The 26,457-nt window shown below is 34.4% G+C and carries 21 protein-coding genes; 6 read left to right on the top strand and 15 right to left on the bottom strand.

The features are described from left to right. Nucleotides 1–549: 549 nt before the first annotated feature. The 6 genes from J3U18_RS08730 to murA form a co-directional block, all read right to left on the bottom strand. A complete protein-coding gene (locus tag J3U18_RS08730; RefSeq protein WP_267353673.1) occupies nt 550–1,620 on the bottom strand; it encodes an acyltransferase family protein in 1,071 nt (356 codons plus the stop codon). Between the two features lie 147 nt (nt 1,621–1,767). After that, entirely contained in the window at nt 1,768–2,019 is a 252-nt protein-coding gene (locus tag J3U18_RS08725; RefSeq protein WP_065734913.1) for a GNAT family N-acetyltransferase, read from the bottom strand. A gap of 175 nt (nt 2,020–2,194) precedes the next feature. Further along, on the bottom strand, nt 2,195–3,157 hold the full coding sequence (pfkA, locus tag J3U18_RS08720; protein ID WP_065562788.1) for a 6-phosphofructokinase: 963 nt from the start codon (nt 3,155–3,157) through the stop codon (nt 2,195–2,197). Nucleotides 3,158–3,233: 76 nt separating this feature from the next. After that, nucleotides 3,234–4,148 carry a cation diffusion facilitator family transporter gene (locus J3U18_RS08715; protein WP_267332040.1) on the bottom strand — a complete coding sequence of 305 codons (915 nt, stop codon included), beginning with the start codon at nt 4,146–4,148 and terminating at the stop codon, nt 3,234–3,236. A gap of 11 nt (nt 4,149–4,159) precedes the next feature. Next, nucleotides 4,160–4,735 (bottom strand): DJ-1 family glyoxalase III, encoded by a 576-nt coding sequence (locus tag J3U18_RS08710; protein ID WP_267332041.1) that lies wholly within the window; start codon nt 4,733–4,735, stop codon nt 4,160–4,162. A 52-nt stretch (nt 4,736–4,787) separates the two neighbouring features. Further along, on the bottom strand, nt 4,788–6,041 hold the full coding sequence (gene murA, locus J3U18_RS08705; RefSeq protein ID WP_065734915.1) for a UDP-N-acetylglucosamine 1-carboxyvinyltransferase: 1,254 nt from the start codon (nt 6,039–6,041) through the stop codon (nt 4,788–4,790). 363 nt (nt 6,042–6,404) lie between these two features. On the opposite strand from murA, the gene J3U18_RS08700 reads away from it, so the two are divergent. Both J3U18_RS08700 and can read left to right on the top strand, forming a co-directional pair. Beyond that, nucleotides 6,405–7,463 (top strand): FAD-binding protein, encoded by a 1,059-nt coding sequence (locus J3U18_RS08700; protein ID WP_267339080.1) that lies wholly within the window; start codon nt 6,405–6,407, stop codon nt 7,461–7,463. Nucleotides 7,464–7,507: 44 nt separating this feature from the next. Further along, nucleotides 7,508–8,167 carry a carbonate dehydratase gene (gene can, locus J3U18_RS08695; protein ID WP_065562862.1) on the top strand — a complete coding sequence of 220 codons (660 nt, stop codon included), beginning with the start codon at nt 7,508–7,510 and terminating at the stop codon, nt 8,165–8,167. A 2-nt stretch (nt 8,168–8,169) separates the two neighbouring features. On the opposite strand, the gene nrdG is transcribed toward can, so the two are convergent. From nrdG to trxA, 5 genes are all read right to left on the bottom strand, one after another. Next, nucleotides 8,170–8,634 (bottom strand): anaerobic ribonucleoside-triphosphate reductase-activating protein, encoded by a 465-nt coding sequence (gene nrdG / locus J3U18_RS08690; RefSeq protein ID WP_065562863.1) that lies wholly within the window; start codon nt 8,632–8,634, stop codon nt 8,170–8,172. An 18-nt stretch (nt 8,635–8,652) separates the two neighbouring features. Further along, on the bottom strand, nt 8,653–10,788 hold the full coding sequence (gene nrdD / locus J3U18_RS08685; RefSeq protein ID WP_267353671.1) for an anaerobic ribonucleoside-triphosphate reductase: 2,136 nt from the start codon (nt 10,786–10,788) through the stop codon (nt 8,653–8,655). Between the two features lie 376 nt (nt 10,789–11,164). Beyond that, nucleotides 11,165–12,580 carry an NADP-dependent phosphogluconate dehydrogenase gene (gene gndA / locus J3U18_RS08680; RefSeq protein WP_267353670.1) on the bottom strand — a complete coding sequence of 472 codons (1,416 nt, stop codon included), beginning with the start codon at nt 12,578–12,580 and terminating at the stop codon, nt 11,165–11,167. Nucleotides 12,581–12,744: 164 nt separating this feature from the next. Then, nucleotides 12,745–14,007, bottom strand: coding sequence for a transcription termination factor Rho (gene rho, locus J3U18_RS08675; RefSeq protein ID WP_034883026.1), 1,263 nt, complete (start codon nt 14,005–14,007; stop codon nt 12,745–12,747). Nucleotides 14,008–14,331: 324 nt separating this feature from the next. After that, nucleotides 14,332–14,658, bottom strand: coding sequence for a thioredoxin TrxA (trxA, locus tag J3U18_RS08670; protein ID WP_267353668.1), 327 nt, complete (start codon nt 14,656–14,658; stop codon nt 14,332–14,334). A 153-nt stretch (nt 14,659–14,811) separates the two neighbouring features. Between trxA and rhlB the strand changes: the two genes are divergently transcribed. Continuing rightward, nucleotides 14,812–16,038, top strand: a complete 1,227-nt coding sequence (rhlB, locus tag J3U18_RS08665; protein WP_267353667.1) for an ATP-dependent RNA helicase RhlB — start codon at nt 14,812–14,814, stop codon at nt 16,036–16,038. A gap of 95 nt (nt 16,039–16,133) precedes the next feature. On the opposite strand, the gene J3U18_RS08660 is transcribed toward rhlB, so the two are convergent. Then, entirely contained in the window at nt 16,134–16,751 is a 618-nt protein-coding gene (locus J3U18_RS08660) for a TfoX/Sxy family protein (RefSeq protein WP_065562868.1), read from the bottom strand. Between the two features lie 319 nt (nt 16,752–17,070). On the opposite strand from J3U18_RS08660, the gene J3U18_RS08655 reads away from it, so the two are divergent. Continuing rightward, the gene (locus J3U18_RS08655) at nt 17,071–17,727 is read left to right on the top strand and encodes a hypothetical protein (protein WP_267353665.1); all 657 of its coding nucleotides are present in this window, start codon (nt 17,071–17,073) and stop codon (nt 17,725–17,727) included. On the opposite strand, the gene glnB is transcribed toward J3U18_RS08655, so the two are convergent. Both glnB and J3U18_RS08645 read right to left on the bottom strand, forming a co-directional pair. Beyond that, nucleotides 17,720–18,058 (bottom strand): nitrogen regulatory protein P-II, encoded by a 339-nt coding sequence (gene glnB, locus J3U18_RS08650; protein ID WP_034883030.1) that lies wholly within the window; start codon nt 18,056–18,058, stop codon nt 17,720–17,722. The genes J3U18_RS08655 and glnB overlap by 8 nt on opposite strands. A 23-nt stretch (nt 18,059–18,081) precedes the next feature. After that, a complete protein-coding gene (locus J3U18_RS08645; protein WP_416380398.1) occupies nt 18,082–19,689 on the bottom strand; it encodes an NAD+ synthase in 1,608 nt (535 codons plus the stop codon). Between the two features lie 113 nt (nt 19,690–19,802). Between J3U18_RS08645 and aroB the strand changes: the two genes are divergently transcribed. Both aroB and J3U18_RS08635 read left to right on the top strand, forming a co-directional pair. Then, entirely contained in the window at nt 19,803–20,882 is a 1,080-nt protein-coding gene (gene aroB / locus J3U18_RS08640; RefSeq protein WP_267353661.1) for a 3-dehydroquinate synthase, read from the top strand. Nucleotides 20,883–21,130: 248 nt separating this feature from the next. Continuing rightward, on the top strand, nt 21,131–22,201 hold the full coding sequence (locus tag J3U18_RS08635; protein ID WP_267353660.1) for a 3-deoxy-7-phosphoheptulonate synthase: 1,071 nt from the start codon (nt 21,131–21,133) through the stop codon (nt 22,199–22,201). Nucleotides 22,202–22,261: 60 nt separating this feature from the next. Here the strand turns inward: J3U18_RS08635 and purL are convergent, their stop codons facing one another. Beyond that, complete coding sequence (gene purL, locus J3U18_RS08630; protein WP_267353658.1) at nt 22,262–26,164, bottom strand: phosphoribosylformylglycinamidine synthase; 3,903 nt, start codon at nt 26,162–26,164, stop codon at nt 22,262–22,264. Nucleotides 26,165–26,457 lie beyond the last annotated feature (293 nt).

Here is a 26,457-nt window from a genome sequence, read left to right as displayed (position 1 = left end):
CTTCAATTTAAAGTTTGATGCTCAATAACTGTCTCTGACATAATTCAAATGAATCTTCAGTGTCACTTATCAAGACTTAATTTTTGAGTCCGTAGACTTTTAATTTTTCGTCTCGCAAGTGCCCACACAGATTGTCTGTTTCTTCTTTTTAAAGAGCTGACAGCTTTAAGTTAACTTCTCAATTTCTTGCTTCAGTTTGCTGTCTCAAGGGCTGCGTATACTACGCTACACCTTTTTATTCGTCAAGATCTTTTTTTAAAAAATTTGATCTTGTTCACCAACTTCATTATCGTCTGCTTTCGCTGACGCCGTGTCAGTGGATGCGCATTATAGGCACTTCTTTTTTTTTGGCAAGTGAAAAATCACACTTAGAATTCCGTTTGTTTTTTATTTGTTCAGCAGCAATATTGATATACTCTAGATAAAGCAAAAATTGTTACTATAAAAATTCGAAAAATCAAAACGTTGCTTCAAGATACATATTGTTATATGTTTTGAACCATAAAAACACATAATTTCTATCAAGTATTCGTTTAACTATCATAAATATTAACGATTACCACCAATCAAATATTTTGCTTTATCTTTGAATACTAATTTAATGGTATACGCAACAAGAACACTTATAGTTAATGTACATATTAAAAAGCTAATAGCACCAAGTGATGCTAATTCACCATTATCTGTTTTGATAATGTATCCAAAAGGTGAGTTCAGTAACTGTGCTTCTAAAAGGATTACGATAATTTCATGAACAAAATAGATGGGAAAACTAACATTTGCCATGAAAGAAAAAAACTTATATGTATTACTTTCATCATTTTTATGGTTCAAACCATCCAGAAAATAGAGTGCTAAAATAAATAAAATAATCTTTTGTAATGTATCGTAATAAAGTTTTTCAACACAAAGATGATCAACATAACGATAAGCAAATGGAATAAAAAAGCATAAACCAAAAAAGAAAATCACCAAAACTAAATTATCTTTAACTAGTTTCATAATTTTTTCATAATTTTGCTTTATCATCATTCCCGTCAAATAAACAGGTCCATAATGCAATAAATTTAGCAATGGCTGGGTATAATCAGGCTTGGTGAACATAACTACCCAGAACATCGAAACTAACCCCACGATAATCAAACTTTTTTTTGACCATTTATATAATAAAGGGCTAATTGCGAAAATAATGATAATCATCGGCATAAACCATAATGGCAAAAGCTGGGTTCCGGTCAACATCATTTTAATGATTGAAGTACTCGAACTTGGTTCCGTTAGCGAAAAAATAGGTAAACTGGATAAATATTGGTAATGAAAATATAGGAAACAAAATATCGATACAGAAATATATGGGCAAACTACTGTTTTAAACTTAGATAAATAATACGCTTTTACATTATATTTATAAGTTAAATGCTGAAATAAAAACCCCGCAATTAATACAAAAAATGTTGTGAAATTAAAAGCAAATAAATTTAAAAAAGAAAATAAATAACTATTAGCAATTAAATGGCTATTTTTAAATACACCTAAACAATGGCTAAAAACAATCATAATGATGGCTACGCCACGCAATACATGAATAGAATGAATTTTTTGGGGTTTGACTATTGTCATTTCAGTTATCAAAACATAACAAAGAAAATTTGCTATACATTAGCACAAAATTTCAAGATAAAAACTAGTATTATTTTAGAAAATGCACAAAATATTTCTTGACAAATTTCTGAAAAAATTACAAATATTTATCAAATATAAACACAATTAGTTGTCTAGCTTACTCGCAGCAAAAGAACATAAAGGTATGATTTCACGTTTTTCTTGCTTTAATGTTTTTATCACAAGCTCAAGTAACTTATCTGCTATTCCTTGTCCACGATAATTAGGATCTGTATAGGTATGATTGATGGTTGCTTTATCTTGCCCAATTCGAGTAAACGTCATTTCTGCTATTTCTTGATTATTGTCATTACATACATAGAAACGATCGTTATCTTGCTTATATTGTAATGTCATAAAATTCCTCAATTAGTATGATTTTCATCGAAATTAATTAAATAAGAAAAGAAAAATTTGTTGGAATTTATTAAAAAAATAGTTTTAAAGTTATAAAGTGAATAATTGATAAACCTAAATCAAACTATAGTATATCAATTATCCACATCTTATTAGATTATCAATGGAGCAATATTTAGAATAAACGTTTCGCTGTATTATAAAGATCCATATCAAATGGTCTTTTCATATTATTGATAGCATCAATGATATCATGATGAACCAATTTACCATTTTGAATTCCGACACAACGTCCAGCATGACCATCAATGAGTAATTCAACCGCATAAGCCCCCATACGTGAACCTAAAATTCGATCATAAGGTACAGGTGAACCACCGCGTTGTACATGGCCTAGGATAGTTGCTCGCGTTTCATGATGTACTGCTGCTTCAATATCTTTTGCTAATTGGTTTACATCACACATATGTTCAGTAACAGTGACAATTGCATGTTTTTTACCTTTAGCAAAACCTAATTTTATCTCTTCAATTAAGTCTTCTTTAGTATAAGAAACTTCAGGAATGATCATAAATTCACAACCACCAGCTACTGATGCACTTAATGTCAAATCACCACAATCTCGCCCCATAACCTCAATTACAGAAATTCGGTGATGTGAAGAACAAGTGTCTCTCAATCTATCTATAGATTCAACAACTGTACTTAATGCAGTAAAATAACCAATCGTGTAATCAGTTCCTCGGATATCATTATCAATGGTGCCAGGTAAACCAATACATGGAAAACCTTCTTCAGTTAATCGCATCGCACCCATATATGAACCATCACCACCGATAACCACTAAAGCATCAATTTGATGTTTCTTTAAATTAGCAATCCCTTTTTTTCTAATTTCTTGATCTTTAAATTCAGGAAATCGAGCTGATCCTAAAAATGTTCCACCTCGAGTAATGATATCTGAAACACTAGAACGATCTAACTTGACAATGCGATCTTCACAAAGCCCCAAGTAACCATCATAGATACCGAAAACCTCTAAGCCTTCAGTTAACGCAGTTCTCACAACTCCACGAATAGCTGCATTCATCCCTGGCGCATCACCACCACTGGTTAAAATACCTATTTTTTTTATCATAAAAAATAACTCCAATTTATAAACCTTTGGCTATTATAAGGTCATAATAAATAACTAACAATATAAAGTTTAGAAGCTATTTTGAATAGTTTTTCAGCTGATTTGTTTCAAGAGGAACAACAGAAATCGGATCTTGATGGATAATCACTGTTGCTGGAGCAAATTCTCTAGAGATATGTTTTTCGATTGCATCAGCAACTGCATGAGCTTTTATTAATGGCATATCATCATCTAATTCAAGATGTAGTTGTATAAACTTCACCGGGCCTGCTTGTCTAGTTTTCAAATCATGAAAACCACGCACATTTGAATAAGAAGAGACAATTTCACTAATTCTTTGGTTATCACTTTCAGGTAAAGCTTTATCTAATAAGTCTTGAATTGCACTATAGGCTATTTTACAAGCATTATAAAAAATATATAACGCAATAAAGAATGCAAAACAGGCATCAGCATACGTAATACCATACCAGCTTAAAAATAGTGCAATAATAACTGCAATATTCATAAACAAATCTGATGAGTAATGCAACATATCTGCTTGAATCGCTTTACTATTTGTCTGTTTTATTACATGCTTTTGATATAAAACTAATGTGGCAGTCACAACAACCGAAATCATAGATACGATAATACCGAATAAAGGGAACTCTATTGCAGTTGGATGAATAATAGATTTAATACTTGATAATAATAAAATGGTCGCCGAACCAATAATAAAAGCACTTTGTGCTAATGCGGCTAATGATTCAGCTTTTCCATGACCAAAAGTATGATCATCATCAGCAGGTTTTAATGCATAACGGACTAAGAAAAAGTTAAGCCCAGATGCAAGCAAATCAATACTTGAATCCAACAGTGATGCAAATAAACTCATTGAGCCAGTGAACCAGCACGTAATTAACTTAATAATGATAAGGAAAATAGAAATTAAAACTGCACTCAATGTCGCCTTTTTAATTAATTTTTCATACAAATGTGATTTTGACATTTGTTACCTATTTATTGGTAGGATTCTATCCCTTGTGGAAGCACCAATTGCGCAGCTACTTCGGCTGCAATCTTTTTGTCTAATAAAACTTCAATAATTTTTAAAGCAAAATCAATTGAAGTTGCAGGGCCTTGACTAGTAATAACTCTATTTTGAACATCAAAATAAACTCTACCCGATTTCCAATTTTTTATAGCATCTTTGGTTGATGGATAACCCGTCATATATGCATTAGGGAATAAATTATGATGTTGAAAAACCATCGCTGGAGTTGCACAAATAGCTGCAATAACAACCCCGGCTTGATGAGCTTGCTTTAATTTTTCAATTAATTGTTGAGAGTCTCGAAAGTTTTCAGCTCCAACTAATCCACCAGGTAAAATAATCGCATCAAAATGAATATCGCTAACTTCAGAAAACGTTTTTTGAGTTAGGATAGTGACACCGCGAGAACATTGAACTATTTTATCTTCAGTAATACTTGCATAGGTAACTTTAATTCCAGCACGTGTCAACAAATCAATTGTTGTCACTGCTTCAGTTTCCTCACAGCCATTTGATAAAAAAACTAATGCTTGCTTTGTCATATTACACCCCTTCCTATCAACTAACTGTCTTTACAAAATGTTAAAAATTGAACTATTTAACACGTTCAATGTTAGCGCCTAATTTTCTCAGCTTATTTTCAATATTATCATAACCACGATCGATATGGTAAATACGATCAACAATTGTTGAACCTTCAGCTATACATCCAGCCAAAACTAGACTCGCAGAAGCACGTAAATCAGTTGCCATTACTTGAGTTCCACTAAGTTTCTCAACGCCATGAGTAATCAGAGTATTACCTTCGATTTCGCCATGAGCTCCCATACGAATAAGTTCTGGTACATGCATAAAACGATTTTCAAAAATTGTTTCTTTGATAATTCCAGTGCCTTCTGCCACCATGTTTAATAATGAAAATTGGGCTTGCATATCAGTTGGAAAACCTGGGTGAGGTGCAGTATGAATATTAACGGCTTTTGCTCGTTTACCTTGCATATCTAAACAAATCCAATCTTCGCCAGTTTCAATATTAGCTCCCGCTTCCTTCAATTTTGATAATACAGCATCAAGTAAGCTTGGATCAGTTTTACGACAAGTTATTTTGCCGCGTGAAATAGCTGCAGCAACTAAAAATGTTCCAGTTTCAATACGATCAGAAACGACTGAGTGTACACCACCACCAAGACTAGCAACACCTTCAATTTCAATGCGCATAGTACCGGCACCAGTGATTTTAGCGCCTAACATATTTAAAAATTTTGCGGTATCAACTATTTCTGGCTCACACGCTGCATTTTCAATTATCGTTTTACCTTCAGCTAGAGTTGCTGCACACATAATAGTAACTGTAGCACCAACACTAACCTTATCCATTACAATATGAGCGCCTTTTAAACGACCATCAACTGTAGCTTTAACATACCCCTCATCTAAAGTAATTGTCGCACCTAATTGTTGTAGTCCAGTAATATGTAGGTCTACTGGCCTTGCACCTATTGCACATCCACCTGGTAATGAAACTTGCCCTTGACCAAATCGAGCAACAAGAGGACCTAGAGCCCAAATTGAAGCTCGCATCGTTTTTACAAGTTCATAAGGCGCACAATAGTTATCAATCTGACCTGCATCAAGATGAATAGAACCGTTCCGTTGATATTTCACTCCTAATTGCTCAAGAAGTTCCAGTGTAGTATCAATATCTTTTAACTTGGGAACATTTTGTAATTCAACTGGTTTTTCAGCCAAAATTGCAGCAAATAAAATAGGTAGCGCCGCATTTTTAGCGCCAGAAATGACAACTTCTCCATTTAAAGAAGTTGGGCCTGTAACGTGAAACTTTTCCATTGTTAACTCTTATTCATTTTAAATGGCGATTATTATAAAAGTTATTCACTAATAGATAAATGAATTTTATCAAAATATGGTGACTATATTTGTCATCACCAATCCATAACAAAATAATTTCAATTATTTATTATCAATAAATAATTTGTTATCCCATACAAAATCAGATAAATATTAAATAAAAAATTCTTAATTTTGTTTTTAAATCAACTAGTAAGAAGTATAAATAGGTTTCAAAAACCCCGTTCCTCAACTTTTTTTACTAAAATTGATTAATTTCCTTATTTTCCTATTCACTACAATTTTATCGAAGTATGGTAAAATAGATAATATTCAATCTTATAAATCAAACAATACAATAATATGGATTACGATATTGCTATCATTGGACTTGGACCTGCAGGTAGTACCCTCGCACGTCTACTTAACCCATCTTTTAAAATTATTGCATTAGATAAAAAGCATCAAGCTGGTAATGAGGGTTTTCATAAACCTTGTGGTGGATTATTAGCAGATGACGCTCAAAAAGCATTTGTGCGACAAAAGTTAAATTTACCTACTGATATATTGACTGATCCACAAATTTTTAGCGTTAAAACGATCGATCTTCAATCCAAACTTATTCGTAATTATCAACGTAGTTATGTTAGTTTTGACCGACATAAATTTGACCTATGGTTAAAATCATTAATTCCCAACACTGTCAATGTTTTACATAACACACTATGTAAAGAAATCAGAAGAGTAATCGATGGATATCAAGTTACTTACATCGATGAAAATAAAATCGAACACAAAATTACGGCTAAATATGTAGTTGGTGCAGATGGCGCTAACTCGATTGTTAGACGAATGCGTTATCCTCATCATTCCATCAGACAATATGTTGCTATTCAACAATGGTTTACTGAAAAACATCAACGCCCTTTTAATACATGTATTTTTGATAATCAATCAACAAATTGTTATGCGTGGAGTATTTCTAAAGATGGATATTTCATTTTTGGTGGTGCTTTCCCGAAAAAAACAGCGAATCAACACTTTGAATCGTTGAAAGAAAAGCTAACAAAGCAAGGGTTTATTTTTGGAGAACCGTTAAAAACTGAAAAATGTCTTGTGGTTTATCCAAATCGCTTCCAAGATTTTTATACAGGCAATGAAAATATCTTTTTAATCGGTGAAGCAGCAGGTTTCATAAGCGCAAGCTCATTAGAAGGTATTAGTTATGCGCTTGATAGCGCAGAGATTTTAAGCAAGATATTAAATAGTGGTATAGCAAAACCAAATAAGCGTTATTATCAAAAAACAATTCCATTACGCTTAAAGCTTTATAGCAAAATTATCAAGGCTAAAATACTGACTACACCATTGTGGCGTAAATTAATTATGAAAAGTAAAATTCAACATATCAAAACAATTTAATTTATAAAAAATGAAATAATGAAATATAACAAGGAAAAGACATTATGTTTGATGTCAACGATCTAATTCGCTTTAATCATGAATGGTCAGAAAAGATAGCACAGGAAGATCCTGAATTCTTTAAACAGCTCGCGGTTGCGCAAAATCCTAAATTTTTGTGGATCGGTTGTTCCGATAGTCGCGTTCCAGCAGAAAAGCTTATCAAACTAAAACCGGGTGAAATGTTTGTTCATCGAAACGTTGGCAACCAAGTGATTCATACGGATCTAAATTGCCTTTCAGTTGTCCAATACGCAGTTGATGTACTTAAAATCGAAGATATTATTGTTTGTGGTCATTTAGATTGTGGTGGTATCCGTGCCGCAGTTGAAAATCCCGATTTGGGCCTAGTTAATAATTGGCTACTTCATATCCGTGATTTATGGTTTCGCAACAGTTCTTTACTTGGTAAGTTTCCTGCTGATATTAGAATGGATATTTTATGTGAACTCAATGTAATTGAACAAATCTATAATTTAGGGCATTCGACCATTATTCAAGCAGCATGGCAACGTGGTCAAAAGGTTAATTTACATGGTTGGGTTTATGGAATCGATAATGGAAAAATTACAGATTTGCATATTACATCATCAAGTAGTGAAAATCTCGAAATCAACTATCGTGAAGCGATTTCTTATCTGTTAAATCTGCATAAATTACAATAAATTTATTTGAATCGATGGATAATTTGATTACTGCTACCTCGCCATAATAGTTTAGGATCAGCGAGATCTTGTACAAATTTTCCATCAATCAAGACATCAATATAAGGCACTACAGATTGCTGTTCATCGGTTAATTCATTAAGTTTATAACCTGTCCATAACCAAATATCCTTATTATCACATTCGGCTTTTACTCGTTTAACTAATTTCAAAATGGTTGGCACATTTTTAGGGTGTAAAGGATCACCACCAGAAAGTGATAATCCTTGGCGTTTTATTTCGGTATCTTGTAAATCTTTAATGATTTGATCTTCAAGTGATTGTGTAAATGGCTTACCAGAGTTTATTCCCCATGTGCTTTTGTTATAGCAGCCAGGACATTGATGTACACAACCTGCTACAAAAAGTGTACAACGAGTCCCTTCGCCATTAACAACATCAACAGGATAATAACGATGATAATTCATAATAACAAAATTAATTTTTTAGCCTATTTGGCCATTATCCAAATGTTTAACTCGACGTTTTACTTCTTCTTGCTTACCGGCATTAAATGGACGAGCATCAGGACTTCCTAAATAACCACAAACACGGCGAGTCACAGAAACTTTTGACGAATCATGGTTACCACAACTAGGGCAAACAAATCCTTTGCTAGTACATGAAAACTCACCGGTATAACCGCATTCATAACATTCGTCAATCGGGGTATTAGTGCCATAATAAGGTACACGAGTGTAGCTGTAATCCCAGACATCCTCTAATGCTTTAACATTATTAATCATGTTAGGATACTCGCCATAACAAATAAATCCGCCACTTGCTACTGCTGGATAAGGTTTTTCAAACTCAATTTTTTCATATGGGTTAACCTTTTTCTCAACATCGAGGTGGAAACTATTCGTATAATAACCTTTATCTGTTACTCCAGGAATAATACCAAATTCAGCTGTATCTAAACGGCAGAATCGGTCACATAAATTTTCACTTGGTGTACTATATAAGCTAAATCCATAGCCTGTTTCTTTCTTCCATTGGTCAACAGCTTTAGCTAAGTGTTCAACTATTGCTATACCTTTTTTGCGTAAAGTTTCACTGTCAAATGGATGGGTTTGGTTTCCGTATAGTGCATTTAGTGTTTCATGTAGACCTATATAACCTAATGAAATTGACGCACGACCATTTTTAAAGATTTCAGAAACACTATCATCTTCTTTCAATCGAACGCCACACGCCCCTTCCATATATAAAATCGGAGCAACACGTGCTTTTACTCCATCAAGGCGAGCAATACGCGTCATCAATGCTTTTTTACAAAGGTTTAAACGTTTATCTAAAATTTCCCAAAAACTTGCTTCATCACCTTTTGCTTCAATTGCAATACGAGGTAAATTAAGGCTAATTACACCTAAATTGTTACGTCCGTCATGAATTTGTTGTCCGTCTTCTTCATAAACACCTAAAAAGCTTCGGCATCCCATTGGTGTTTTGAATGATCCAGTTACTTCAACAACTTTATCGTAATTTAAAATATCTGGATACATACGTTTACTGGCACACTCTAACGCCAATTGTTTAATATCATAATTAGCATCACCTTGTTTATGGTTAATACCATCTTTAATAGCAAAAACAAGTTTTGGGAATACTGCAGTTTTATGATTTTTTCCTAACCCTTTTATGCGCACTTTTAAAATTGATTCTTGGATAAGTCGTGATTCCCAACTGGTTCCTAAACCAAAACCAAAAGTAACAAAAGGCGTTTGTCCATTTGCAGTATGAAGTGTATTAACTTCATACTCTAAAGATTGAAATGCATCATAACACTCTTTTTGCGTACGGCTTTCTGCATACGCTTCAGGATTTGGAATATCCCACTCTTCTGCAACTTTTTTATGCTTTTGATAACTGATAGTCACAAATTTTGCTAGAATTTCATCAATTCGATTAATGGTTGTACCACCATAAATATGACTAGCGACTTGTGCGATGATTTGTGCTGTTACCGCAGTTGCAGTTGCAATAGATTTTGGTGGCTCAATTTCAGCATTACCCATCTTAAAACCATTTGTTAACATCCCGTCTAAATCAATTAACATACAGTTGAACATTGGGAAAAATGGCGCGTAATCGAGATCATGATAATGAATTTCACCACAATCATGTGCACGAGAAATATCTTTAGGTAACAAATATTGTTTAGCATAATGTCTTGCAACAATACCCGCTAATAGATCTCGTTGAGTTGGAATAACTTTACTATCTTTATTCGCATTTTCGTTCAAAATAGCAACGTTACTTTGTTCTATTAAGCCACGAATATCTTGATTCAAACGGCTACGTTCTTCACGCGCGCGATCACGATCATGTCGGTATTCAATATAAGTTCTTGCCAATTTTTTATAAGGCCCTGACATAAGTTGATTTTCAACGACATTTTGAATTTCATTGATATCAACACTTTCACGATCCATCATTTGATTGGTCACAACGCGAGCAACGGAGGCACAATAGTCTGGGTCATTAACATTGGCCGCAACAGCTGCTCTTATAATAGCGTCTTTAATACGAACCTCATTAAATGCAGTTTGACAGCCATCACGTTTGATTACTACGGGCATATATACTCCTCAATATTCATTAATAGTTAGCGCTTGGCATGAGTTTTATATCAACCTTAATAGTTGTTGTGGCTATTCAAAACTATTGATTTTTTATTAAAATATGGGCCTTTTGATATAAACTCGGATTTTCACATCGCTTTAAAAAACACTATATGTAGTAAATATTGGTAAATTATACACCATATATTGTGTTTTTCTAGTTTATTTAAAAAATAAATTTGCTTGACAAGGCCAACGCTAATAATTGCAAGTCTTTCGATGATTAATTTGAGAAAAATTTGGGTAGATTGGATATAAAAGATGGATAAATTTTGTATGAGTGCAACTGATTTTGCACTCATACATAGAATACAACAACAAATCTTAATCAGAATTAAGATTCAATATTTAACCAATCAGTATGGAACACACCTTCTTTATCGATACGTTTATAGGTATGAGCACCAAAATAGTCTCTCTGAGCCTGAATTAAATTAGCAGGTAGCACAGCTGAACGATAGCTATCATAATATGCTATTGCTGCCGACAAAGTAGGAATAGGAATACCTTGCGAAACCGCTAGACAAATAACATCACGTAATGATTGTTGATAAGCCTCAACCGTTTTACGAAAATATGGTGCTAACAGTAAGTTATCAATATTGTTATTTTCAGTATAAGCATCAGTAATTTTTTGTAAAAAATGCGCTCTAATAATACATCCTGCTCTAAAAATCTTTGCAATTTCACCATAATTTAATTGCCAATTATAATGTTCTGATGCAGCTTTTAACTGTGCAAATCCTTGTGCATAAGAGATAATTTTACCCATATAAAGTGCTTTACGTACTTTTTCAATTAAAGTTTGTTTATCTCCTGTAAAAGCTACTTTTTCCGGCCCTTCAAGCACTTTTGATGCCGCTACTCGCTGATCTTTAATCGCTGAAATATAGCGAGCGAATACAGATTCAGTTATCAAAGATAAAGGCTCACCTAAATCTAATGCACTTTGGCTTGTCCATTTTCCGGTACCCTTATTACCAGCAGCATCAAGGATCATATCGACCAAATAATCGCCATTTTCATCTTTATATTTAAAAATGTCCGCTGTTATCTCAGTTAAATAGCTGTCTAACTCGCCTTTATTCCAATCAGCAAACACATCGGCAAGCTCATCATTTGTTAAACCAACAACATGTTTTAGTACACTATAGCTCTCTGCAATTAATTGCATGTCACCATATTCAATTCCATTGTGCGCCATTTTAACGTAATGTCCTGCTCCATCAGGGCCGATATAAGCCACACATGGTTCACCATTCGCTTTAGCCGCTATTTTTTCTAAAATCGGAGCAACTAACTCATATGCCTCTTTTTGACCACCAGGCATAATTGAAGGTCCTTTTAATGCACCTTCTTCACCTCCAGAAACACCGGCTCCTATAAAATTAAAGCCTTCATCGGATAACATTTTATTACGACGAATAGTATCTTCAAAGAAAGCATTACCACCATCAATAATGATATCCCCTTTATCTAATAACGGTCTCAGCTCATCAATTACGGCATCTGTTCCTTTACCTGCTTGCACCATAATTAATATACGCCGTGGTTTTTCTAATGAGTTAACAAAATCTTCAATACTATAATAAGGAACCAATCGTTTATCAGAATGTTCAGCCATTACTTGTTCTGTCTTATCTTTAGAACGATTGTAAATTGATACTGAAAATCCTCGACTTTCGATATTAAGTGCAAGGTTTCGCCCCATAACGGCCATTCCAATAACACCGATTTGCTGTTTAGACATAATTTGGCTCCTTTATTTAATCTCTATAACCTTAACAAGGTTTGGTACTGTTACCTTAACGCTTATTAACAATATAAGTTATATATTGCCATAAAAAAACCGTATCAATACATAATACGGCTTTTTTTCATTATTTTAATTAAAATGCTTTGGAATTAAGCGAATTATGAACGCTTCATCATTTCAAAAAACTCATCATTAGTTTTTGTCATGGCAAGTTTATCAATTAAGAATTCCATTGCATCAATTTCACCCATTGGGTTGAGGATTTTACGCAAAATCCACATTTTTTGTAGTTCATCAGGTGAAGTCATTAGATCTTCTTTACGCGTACCTGAACGATTAAAGTCAATAGCAGGGAATACACGTCGCTCAGCAATTTTACGTGATAAGTGTACTTCCATATTACCCGTACCTTTGAACTCTTCGTAAATGACTTCATCCATTTTAGAACCAGTATCAATTAAAGCAGTAGCAATAATTGTTAAACTACCGCCCTCTTCTACATTACGTGCAGCACCAAAAAAACGTTTAGGACGATGTAACGCGTTAGCATCAACACCACCAGTCAATACTTTACCTGATGATGGAATAACGGTATTGTACGCACGAGCTAAACGAGTGATTGAGTCTAATAAAATAATGACATCTTTTTTATGTTCAACTAAACGTTTTGCGCGCTCAATTACCATTTCAGCGACTTGAACATGTCTTGCTGCTGGTTCGTCAAACGTAGAAGCTACAACTTCACCTTTAACTAAACGTTGCATTTCAGTAACTTCTTCTGGTCGTTCATCAATCATCAATACGACTAATTCACATTCAGGATGATTTACCGCTAAGCTTTGTGCAATGTTTTGTAATAACATTGTTTTACCCGCTTTTGGCGGAGCAACAATTAAACCACGTTGACCTTTACCAATTGGTGAAGCTAAATCAAGTACTCTTGCGGTAATATCTTCTGTAGAACCATTACCTCGCTCCATACGTAAGCGAGAATTAGGATGTAAAGGAGTTAAATTTTCAAAAAGGATTTTATTGCGAGCGTCTTCAGGTTTATCGTGATTAACTTCATTTACTTTTAATAAAGCAAAATATCTCTCACCTTCTTTCGGCGGTCTAATTTTGCCGGCAATGGTATCACCAGTTCTTAAATTGAATCGTCTAATTTGACTAGGAGAGACATATATATCGTCAGGTCCAGCCAAATAAGAACTATCTGCAGAACGCAAAAATCCAAAGCCGTCTTGCAAAATTTCAAGTACACCATCGCCAAAAATATCTTCACCACTTTTAGCGTGTTGTTTTAATATTGCAAAAATAATATCTTGTTTTCTAAGACGGGCAAGATTCTCAAGCCCCATTTTTTTCTCACCAAGCGCTACAAGCTCGGAAACGGAAGTGTTTTTTAATTCAGTTAAATTCATAGTTTATAAATTCTTGAGGATAAAATTGATATGTTTACAATTACTGCTATTTTTGTATATTTCTTTCATTTACTTATAAAAAATTTTCTTTCTAGCAATATATAAAATTAATTTATTAATCAGCTTTTTCGATGATAATTATGTATTTGGGCATTGAATTTTAACCACTTTATCAAGAAAAACAATGGATTGCTGAAAGGGGTTTATGTAAGAAATTAGCAATTTACACTAAAATTATAGGTATGTCTATACTTAATTGCGATTTTTGGGAATAAAAAATAATAAGCGTTGTAAAACGCTTATTATTTATATTTTCTCAATTAATTAAAGCTGTGGATCAATAAATGCTTTAAGTTGTGCTTTCGATAACGCACCTACTTGAGTGGCAACAACTTGACCATTTTTAAAAATCAATAGAGTTGGAATACCTCTGATCCCAAATTTTGGGGCAATATTCGGGTTTTGTTCAACATTTAATTTGGCGATAATAATTTTATCAGCATATTCTGGAGCTATTTCTTCCAAAATCGGGGCAACCATTTTACAAGGTCCACACCACTCAGCCCAAAAGTCAACCAATACAGGTTTACTTGATTCGTTTATTACTTTATCAAATGTAGCTTCAGAAAGTGCAACAATATTATCACTCATTTAATTATCTCCTAGAAAATTTGTCTAAAAATATATTAGGATATTTTCATACCTACCGCTAGTAATTATTCTAATAGGACATAATTATTAGTGAAGTTGTTGTATTTAGTATGCTACAATTACCAAATTCTGATAATTATATTCTAAACAATAATGATTCAATCATATCTTACAAAAACAACTTTCAATCAATTTCCCTTACACCCATTAGTCATAAAAGCGTTGGAGAAAAAAGGTTTCGTTTACTGTACCCCAATTCAAGAACAAACATTGCCTTTTACAACAAAAGGAATTGACATTGCAGGGCAAGGACAAACTGGAACGGGTAAAACGATTGCGTTTTTGGCATCAACATTTAATCATTTATTGAATAATGCTCCATTACCCGATCATAAATCTAATCAACCAAGAGCAGTCATTATTGCTCCAACACGTGAGTTGGTTGTACAAATATACAATGATGCTCAACCTCTTTCAGAAGAAACAGGTATTAAATTAGGGCTAGCTTATGGTGGTGATGGTTATGATAAGCAACTAAAGATGCTTTCTGCTGGTGTTGATGTATTAATTGCAACCACAGGAAGACTTATCGATTATGCAAAACAAGATTATATTAATTTAGGTGCAATCCAAGTTGCAGTTCTAGATGAAGCGGATCGTATGTTTGATTTAGGTTTCATCCGTGATATCCGATGGATATTTAGACATATGACATCGCCACAAAATCGTCTAACCATGTTATTTTCAGCGACATTAACTCACAATGTTCGTGAATTAGCTTTTGAATATATGAACGAACCACAATATGTTGAAGTTGAGCCTGAACAAAAAATTGGTCACAGAATAAAAGAAGAGCTGTTTTTTCCGTCAAACGAGGATAAATTAGCTCTATTACAAACGCTTATTGAAGAAGAGTGGCCTGACCGTAGCATTGTATTTGCTAATACTAAAGTTGCCTGCGAAAAAATCTGGCGTCATTTAGTTGCAGACGGCCATAGAGTAGGACTACTTACTGGTGATATCGCACAAAAAAAACGTTTATCCATTCTTGATAAATTTACCCAAGGAGATCTTGATATTTTAGTAGCAACAGATGTTGCTGCCCGTGGTTTACATATCCCAAATGTAACCCATGTTTTTAACTATGATCTTCCTGATGATTGTGATGATTATAGACATCGAATAGGTCGTACAGGACGAGCCGGTGCCGAAGGTTATTCAATTTCATTAGCTTGTGAACGTTATTCACAAAACTTACCTGCTATTGAAAAAGCCATTGATCATACTATTCCTGTTAGTCAATATGATCCTCAGGCGTTATTAACTAATTTACCAACACCTAAACCATTCAAAAGGCCAAATCGTAGAAAACCATCATAATAGAGATCGTTGGTTAAACCCTAAATAGCATCGAATTTAATACCATCATTAAAACTAAGTTTAATGATGGTATTTTCCTTATAAAAAGAAATTGATTAAATCAAATCTTGTTTTGTATTCAAGAAATTCTGATAAGCTAATTCAATTTCTTCTTTAGATTCGGATGATAATGTTCCTACATGCCGATCATGTTGAGCTCCATATAAACCAAACAGAACATTAATTGATAGTTTTGGATTTTTACTTTTTATTCGATAAAAAGTTTCCAAATAACCGACTTCTTTAAATGTTCCTATATCGGTAATATCAGAGCTTACCATCAATTTTTCCAAAGAAACCGTCATGTTGGGTAAAGATTTTAAACGACTTTGGTATTTAGCTACTTTTTCGTCTAGATCTTGTTTTGCATATTCAATGACCATTTTCACTATATCATGCAATTTTTTTCGATCTTGGCGTAACGCATCACTTGCTTTATAGTAATCAAGCAATTTATGTGATCCATCAAATACCAGATCAAGTGGTTGCATACCGAGTTCAACAAACATTGAACGATATTTATCATGAGCTCTCAAATAAACATCATTTTGATCGACCCAAGCAAACATAACTGATTCACTATTAAGACTAAATCCTCCAAAAAATGACCTTAATGAAATGTCTTCAATGCAAGAAAACTCCTGTTTAATATTCACTGCTAATGTTTTAAGCATATAAATTCCCTTTTCACTTACCTTTTCAAATAACTTTAACTAATATGTTTATGCTAAACTATATTAATTTGATTAATATTAAAACAACTAATTAACATTAATTAATAAATATGGGATCTGTCTTCCATAAATGAATATTTGTTTGATTTGTACTTGATTAATTAAATTTTTTTTGCTCTAAAAATATTTGAAGGCCTTTTTAGTGGTTAAATATTTGTCAAATCTTAATATTTCTTAAAAAAAGAAAAAACGGTTTAACATTGTTATTCTGTTGTAATAATTATACAATCAAAGACAATTAACTAAATGGTATCTATTTTTGTCAATTTCAATCAACATGCTCAAAAACGTTATAGTCCCACTTTTTATGTTTTGTTCATTTGCCGTATCAGCAGATAAAATACCGCTGATTGAAGAATTGACATCCTGTAACCCTGACTTTTTTAATCATGTCTATGAGCATAGAGAAGAGTTAAAAAATCATACTAATGTTGAAATTTTTAATCATAATCAAGCTTATATTCCAGTTGAAAATCGCACAGACACGAACAACAACTTCATTTATTTCAAAACGCCAATTCAATATAAAAACTTAAAACTTATCGGTTATTATGATAGTGCGATGGATTTGAAAAAGATGGGGAAATATTATTTCTGGGGATTCATCATTGATAATGATATGAATGAGATACGTGAAAGTTTGGATTTTTTAGAGTGGAAAAATATGGAAGATAATCTTCTGTATATTGCCAATCCAAGAATTCGAAATATTACTGACGATATCCAGGTTTGGCATAAAAACACAGGGACAGTAGTTGGAGTAAAAACAATACCAGCTCCAAATACTACCGAAAAGTTATTACTGCTTGAAAAAGGTGATAATATGCAACTCCTTATTTGTTCGATTCAAGGCGTTGTCACCAATAATCTACTTAGGCAAGAACGTCCCGATATTCAAATCAATAAAGTTAAATAGCTGACTCATCCATTTCACCAGTACGTATACGAATTACTTGCTCAACGTTATAAACAAATATTTTTCCATCACCAATTTTACCTGTTTGAGCAGTTTTCATGATAGTCTCAATACATGTTTCTAAAATATCGTCAGCGACAACAAGTTCTATTTTTACTTTTGGTAAAAAATCAACCATATATTCAGCACCACGATAAAGCTCAGTATGCCCTTTTTGGCGACCAAAACCTTTCACTTCAGTAACGGTCATCCCCGTAATTCCTTGATCAGCAAGAGCTTCTCGAATATCATCTAGTTTAAAAGGTTTAATAATTGCTTCAATTTTTTTCATATCTCTTTGCCCTTAATTCGAGATTACCAATTCTTAAATCCAAAAGCAGAAGTAATTGGATATCGTCTACCTTTACCAAAATTACGAGTTGTAATTTTAGGACCTACTGCTGATTGACGTCTTTTATATTCGTTAATATCAACTAATTTAATCACTCGCCTTACAGTTGTTTCATCATAACCTTGCGCAACCAGTTGTTCAACGGAAAAATCGTGTTCAACATAACCTTTTAATATCCCATCTAAAATATCATATGGAGGCAAACTATCTTCATCTTTTTGATCTGGCGCAAGTTCAGCTGAAGGTGGGCGTGTAATGACTCGTTCAGGAATAACAGGCGATCTACTATTTCGATATTTAGATAACGCAAATACCATGGTTTTAGGTACATCTTTAAGTACATCAAAACCACCAGCCATATCACCGTAAAGTGTTGCATAACCAACCGACATTTCACTTTTATTGCCTGTCGTTAAGACTAATCTACGACGTTTGTTTGAAAGCGCCATTAAAATCACACCGCGGCAACGCGCTTGTAGATTTTCTTCAGTTGTATCTTTTTGTGTCCCCATAAACATCGGCGTTAAAGAAGACATAAAAGCATCAAACATCGGTTCAATTGAAATAATATCAAATTCAACACCCAATATTTCGGCCTCTTCTTTTGCATCAGCAATACTAATATCTGCCGTATATCTGAACGGCATCATAACCGCTTGTACTTTATCTTTCCCCAAAGCATCAACTGCAATTGCCAATGTTAAAGCGGAATCAATTCCACCAGATAATCCTAATACTGCACCTTGAAAACCATTTTTAGTAATATAATCGCGAGTCGCTAAAACTAATGCATCATAAACATTTGCTAATGGATCACTTTTAGAATCAACAACTGGTTTATAATTATGTCCAAGATGAAAAATAGAAATTTGTTCTTCAAAAAAGTTGAGCTGATGAACGATATGGCCTTTATCATCACATACAAATGAGCTACCATCAAAAATAAGCTCATCTTGACCACCAATTTGATTCACATAAATAATCGGTAAGCCGGTTCTTAAAGCATGGTGTTTTATAAGTTCTTCGCGATGCTTTTGTTTTTCATAAGCATAAGGTGAAGCATTAATAGAAATAACCAGATCCGCACCCTGAGCGCCAATTCGATCAATAGGCTCACATTGCCAAAGATCTTCACAGATCAATAAACCAATTTTTTTACCTTTGAAATCGATAACACAAGTCTGCTCACCAGCACTAAAATAACGTTTTTCATCAAATACATCGTAATTAGGTAACTGCTGTTTATGGTAACACGCTATTTGTTGTCCTTCAGAAAACAATGATAACGCATTATAAACCACTCCATCTTGCCAATGAGGATGACCAACAATAACACTACATTGTTGACTAGCTTGCTTGATAGTCAATAAAGCTTGTTGACAACGAATTTTAAAATCATCTCGATAAATTAAATCTTCTGGAGGATAACCACAAATTGCAAGCTCAGATAAAATAATTAGATCATTAGAGGAATAGTTTTGTATCAGTTCAATGATTTGCTGAGTATTACCTTCAATATCACCTACACGCCAATTTTTTTGTGCTAACACGAAAGATAAAGTCATATAAATTCAACATTACAGAAAAAAATTGCCAATAAGTTTAAATGATTCTAAGTTGCGCTGCCACTTTTTTATCGTTAACATTGAAGATTAAATTGGCATGAACTTATCTGGAAATAATTATGCAAAAGATCCTAAATGTAGCGTTAGATAATCGCAGTTATCCCATCACTATTGGTGAAAACTTACTTAGTCAATTTGAATATTTCAAACTACATAGTGGCCAGAGAGTCCTCATTGCTACAAATGACACTATTGCTCCAATTTATTTACAGCAATTAATTAAAATGCTTGAAGATCATGGGGTCAAAACTGATTTCATTATTATTCCTGATGGCGAGCAATACAAAACGATGGAAACTTGGAATAAAATCTTGACTGCTTTACTGGCCAACAATCATACGCGCAGTAGCATACTTATTGCTCTTGGTGGTGGCGTTATTGGAGATGTGGCAGGTTTTGCAGCTTCCGCATATCAACGTGGCATAAAATTTATACAGGTTCCTACTACTTTATTATCTCAAGTAGATTCTTCCGTTGGTGGTAAAACTGCAATTAATCACCCTCTAGGTAAAAATATGATTGGTGCATTTTATCAGCCGCAATCAGTCGTAATTGATATTAATTGTTTAAAAACTTTACCACAAAGAGAACTTTCAGCAGGTCTAGCTGAAGTGATTAAATATGGCATTATAATGGATTGTGAGTTTTTTAATTGGCTAGAATTACATATAGATGATTTACTTAATTTAGATGTCGATGCATTAAGTTACTGTATTTATCGATGTTGTGAATTGAAAGCTCAGGTTGTCGCTGCTGATGAAACAGAACAAGATATGCGCGCTATATTAAATCTTGGCCACACCTACGGTCATGCAATTGAAGCTGAGCTTGGCTATGGGAATTGGTTACATGGTGAAGCAGTTAGTGTTGGAATGCTAATGGCAGCTCAAACAGCTAAGTTACTTGGCAAATTTACTGATGAAGATTTTGATCGGATTAAAAAGTTATTAATTAAGGCCAAATTACCAGTAGAAAGACCTAAACAGATGACAAATGAATCCTACATTCCTCACATGCTGCGAGATAAGAAAGTTCAATCTGGGCAAATTAGATTAGTTTTACCGACTAAAATAGGTTCTGTTGAAGTCATTGATGTTATTGATAAACAATTAATATTAAAAGCAATATCTTCTATTTAAATCTTAGTTAACCTCATTGATATACGAGTACTTGTAATTAATTCAAGTATTCGTACACATTTGTTTCCACTTATTTGAATTAGATCCTTAAGGTGTAAACAAGAATTTACACTTTGATATTATATTTTATCTAACAATAAGTAAAATTTTAATTTACTATTTTGTAATTTTGTGTTTACATATTAAGTGTTTATGTAATCAATATTTTACATATAAAAAATATGCATGATTTTAACAAGGAAAATAAAATGTTAAAAGACACACTAAATAATGTTCGAATTAGAGATGAGCACATGTTAATTACACCTGAAGAAATTAAGAATCTTTATCCATTATCATCAGAATTAGAAAATCAAATTGCTTCATCTCGTCAAACTATTGTTAATATTTTAGAACGTCGTGACCATCGATTACTTATTGTTTGTGGTCCTTGTTCTATTCACGATACTGAAGCCGCAATTGAATATGCACATAAACTAAAAAAACTATCTGATGAGGTTAAAGATAACTTATTTATCGTTATGCGTGTTTATTTTGAAAAACCAAGAACTACTGTTGGTTGGAAAGGTATGATCAATGACCCTCATATGGATAGTTCGTTCGATATCGAACATGGTTTAAAAAAAGCACGTAAATTACTTCTTGATATCACTAAAATCGGGTTACCAATTGCAACTGAAGCATTAGATCCAAATACACCTCAATACATCGGTGATTTAATTAGCTGGTCAGCTATTGGTGCAAGAACCACTGAATCACAAACTCACCGAGAAATGGCGTCAGGATTATCCATGCCAGTTGGCTTTAAAAATGGTACAGATGGTAGTTTAGATGTGGCGATTAATGCAATGAAATCAGCCTCAATGGCACATCGATTTGTAGGTATTAATCAACAAGGGCAAGTTACGGTATTACAAACTTTAGGTAATCCACATGGTCACGTGATCCTAAGAGGAGGAAAAACACCTAACTTTAATGCCGAAAATGTTGCATTATGTGAAGTTCAAATGAACAAGGCTAAATTAGTGCCTAATTTAATGATAGATTGTAGTCACGCCAACTCAAATAAAGATTACCGTAATCAACCAATCGTTGTAGACTCAATTATTGAGCAAATTAAGCAAGGCAACAATTCAATTATTGGTGTAATGATCGAAAGTAATTTATTTGAAGGAAATCAATCATCTGAACAACCAAAAGAAAACTTTAAGTATGGTGTATCAGTTACTGATGCTTGCATCAATTTTGAAACAACTGAGCAATTATTGCGAAAAATGAACAATGACATAGCAGAGCCTCTAAATAATAGGCAAAAGTAACCGATTAAAGTTTATATTATTTTTATGAAACTAAATCGCCGACAAAAGTCGGCGATTTTTTTATCCAAGTTGCTTACGTGCATTGCGGAAAATTCGCATCCAAGGACTATCTTCGCCCCAATTATCAGGATGCCATGAATTGGTTACAGTCCTAAAAACTCGCTCTGGATGTGGCATCATTATAGTTGATCGACCATCACTTGACGTTACAGCTGTAATACCATTTGGTGATCCATTCGGATTTGCAGGGTACTGCTCTGTCGCTTTTCCAAAATGGTCAATATACCTGACTGCCACTAAACCCGAAGCCTCTAAACGAGTTAAATGATCTAAATCTCTAGTTTCAACTTGACCTTCACCATGAGAAACCGCAATAGGCATATGCGAACCAGCCATATCAGTAAAGAGTAATGAAGGACTTGATTGGATTTTGACCAAACTAAAGCGTGCCTCAAAGCGTTCCGATACGTTTCGTACAAAACGAGGCCATAACTCAGCACCTGGTATTAGATCTTTGAGATTTGACATCATTTGGCAGCCATTACATACACCTAATGACAAAGTATCATTACGATGGAAGAATTGCTCAAACTCATGGCGAACTTGTTCATTAAATAAAATAGATTTAGCCCATCCTTCGCCTGCACCTAATACATCTCCGTAAGAGAAACCACCACAAGCAACGATGGTATTAAATTGATTCAATGTCACTTGCCCAGATAATAAATCCGTCATATGGACATCAATTGATTCAAATCCAGCTCGAGCAAATGCAGCAGCCATTTCCACATGCGAGTTGACTCCCTGTTCGCGTAAAATTGCAATTTTAGGCTTCACACCTTTGGCTATATAAGGTGCAGCAATATCTTGTTCTGAATCAAAAGTAAGGTGAACATTTAATCCCGGATCGTCATCATTTTGTTTGGCTTGATGCTCCTGATCAGCACATGCTGGATTATCTCGCAAACGCTGCATTTGCCAAGTGGTTTCTGCCCACCAAGTTCTCATGGTTAATCGAGATTCGCTATATACCACAGCACTGTTATTACGCACAATAAATTGCTGTCCGGCCTTAGCTGAGCCTAATTTATAAATCGCATGGGACAGTCCAAAATGCTTAAAGCATGTCATGACTTCGTCTAAATCACTACCACGAATTTGAATAACTGCCCCTAGCTCCTCATTAAATAACGAGGCAATCACATCACTACCGAGAGAATGAATATCAACATCAATACCGCAATGCCCTGCAAATGCCATTTCAGCCAAAGTAACCAATAACCCACCATCTGAGCGATCATGATAAGCCAATAGATTATTTTGAGCGACTAGCGTTTGTATAGCTTGATAAAAATCAGCTAATTCTTTAGCGTCATGAACATCAGCAGTTCTTTGTCCAAGATGGCGATAAACCTGCGCCAATGCCGTTGCACCTAATGCATGGTAACCTTTAGAGAGATCAACAAACAACAATAGATTATCCTGATCGGTGCGAAGTTGTGGCGTAACTGTTTTACGGACATCTTCAACTCGAGCAAATGCCGAAATCACTAATGATAAAGGTGAAGTTACCGTTTTTTGTTCACCATTTTGTTGCCATGTCGTTTTCATTGACATGGAATCTTTACCGACTGGAATAGCCAGACCCAATGTTGGGCATAGTTCTTCACCAATAGCTTTAACTGCTTGATAAAGACCAGCATCCTCACCCGGATGACCTGCGGCTGCCATCCAGTTAGCCGAAAGCTTAATTCGCTTAATGTCGCCAATGTTTGTCGCCGCAATGTTGGTAATTGCTTCACCAACAGCTAATCGTGCTGATGCAGCATAGTTAAGCAAAGCAACAGGGGCGCGTTCACCCATTGACATAGCTTCACCATAATAACTATCTAAACTTGCTGTTGTCACTGCACAATCGGCAACAGGTACTTGCCAAGGTCCAACCATCTGATCACGAGCAACCATGCCAGTTACCGAACGGTCACCAATCGTAATTAAAAAGGTTTTTTCGGCCACAACTGGTAAATGCAGTACCCGTTTCACTGCATCATATAAATTGATATCAGATGTAGAAAAATGGTCACCTTCGGCTTGGCTTGACTTTACATCACGTAACATTTTAGGGGTTTTACCAAGTAAAACATCTAAAGGTAAATCTATCGGATTATTATTAAAATGCTCATCATGTAAAACTACTGCTTTATTTATTGTAGCTTCCCCGATAACCGCATAGGGTGCGCGTTCACGTTTACAAAGTTCATCAAATAACTCAAGGCTTTCCGGATGAATAGCCAATACATAACGCTCTTGTGATTCATTACACCAAATTTCTAAAGGCGACATTCCCGGCTCATCACTTAATATTTTGCGCAATTCAAACTGACCACCACAGCCACCATCACTAACAAGTTCAGGCATAGCATTAGACAAGCCTCCCGCGCCTACATCATGGATAAATAAAATAGGATTTTTATCGCCAAGTTGCCAGCAACGGTCGATGACCTCTTGGCAACGACGTTCCATTTCAGGATTATCACGTTGAACCGAAGCAAAATCGAGATCCGCATCCGATTGCCCAGAAGTCATTGAGGACGCAGCACCACCACCTAAACCAATATTCATAGCTGGTCCGCCTAAAACAATTAGTTTGGAACCAATAGGAAATTCACCTTTCTGGATATGTTCTCGACGGATATTTCCCATACCACCAGCTAACATAATTGGTTTATGATAACCTCTGACCTCTTCGCCATTAAAGCTGTTTACTTTTTCTTCATAAGTACGAAAATAACCTAACAATGCTGGACGACCAAATTCATTATTAAATGCAGCGCCACCTAAAGGTCCATCCATCATAATATCGAAGGCGCTCACTATTCGATCCGGTTTACCAAAATCTTGTTCCCACGGTTGCTCAAAATTAGGAATTCGTAAATTTGAAACGGAAAAACCAACTAAACCAGCTTTGGGTTTAGCGCCTTTTCCAGTCGCACCTTCATCCCGAATCTCACCACCACTACCAGTTGCTGCTCCTGGCCAAGGAGATATCGCAGTTGGATGATTATGCGTTTCAACCTTCATGAGAATATCTGCATATTCCTGATGAAAATCGTAAGTTCGATTTTCATAATCAGCAAAAAAACGCCCCACTTTTGAGCCATCCATTACCGCAGCATTATCTTTATAAGCGGATGACACATAATCTGGCGTATTTTCAAAGGTGTTTTTTATCATTTTAAACAATGATTTTGGTTGTTTTATACCATCAATCACCCAATCAGCATTGAATATCTTATGGCGACAATGTTCAGAATTCGCTTGACCGAACATATAAAGTTCAATATCTGTAGGATTACGGTTTAATTTTTGGAAACTTTCAACTAAATAGTCAATTTCATCAGGCGCTAAAGCTAAACCTAATTTTACATTAGCCTCTTCTAAAGCATTGCGCCCTTTTCCTAATAAATCAACAATGGTTACTGGTTTGGGCTGTTCAGTCTTAAATAATTGCTGAGCTTGCTCAAAGCTACTTAATACCGTTTCCATCATTCGGTCATGAATTAATGAAAGAAAAGTATTTTGTTGTATTGCCGTTAAGGATGAACTAACTTGTACATAATAAGCAATTCCACGCTCTATTCGATGGATTTGTGATAGTCCACAATTATGTGCTATATCGGTGGCTTTAGATGACCATGGTGAGATAGTGCCTTCGCGTGGGGTAACTAAAAAGAGTATTTTATTTGCTGGATTTTCTATCTTTATCTGCGCACTTTTAGGACCATATTGTAACAGCTTATCCAAGGTTAAACTCTGTTCGGAAGTCAGTTCATCAATCAGATCGATAAAGTGAATATATTGAGCTTCGATATTGACAATGGGGATAGATCGTTCACGACATGAGGATAGAATTTTATTAATACGAAATGTCGATAGAGCAGAAGAACCAGCTAAAATTTTCATGCTAAGTACTCTTTTTAAGCAAAAAAAGGGAAAAAATAGAACAACATTATAAAAGTAAGTAGCTAAAAAGGCTATCTTAAAAATCATTATATGATTTAATAAAAAAGTTGAGGAACGGGGTTTTTGAAAGCTTATTGACTAATCTTTAATGTCATCAACAATGATATGCTAAATAAAAAATAGTTGATTTATTGAATAATTATTGATTTACTGCAACTCACAAAAATATATATGTATTATCAACTTTTAAAAATATTGAAGTAGTAAGTATTTTTTAGTATAAGGAAAGTGGA

The sequence above is a fragment of the Gilliamella sp. B3482 genome (assembly GCF_026536805.1).
GTDB classification, from domain to species: domain Bacteria; phylum Pseudomonadota; class Gammaproteobacteria; order Enterobacterales; family Orbaceae; genus Gilliamella; species Gilliamella apicola_E.
This window is presented reverse-complemented; position numbering and strand designations above follow the sequence as displayed.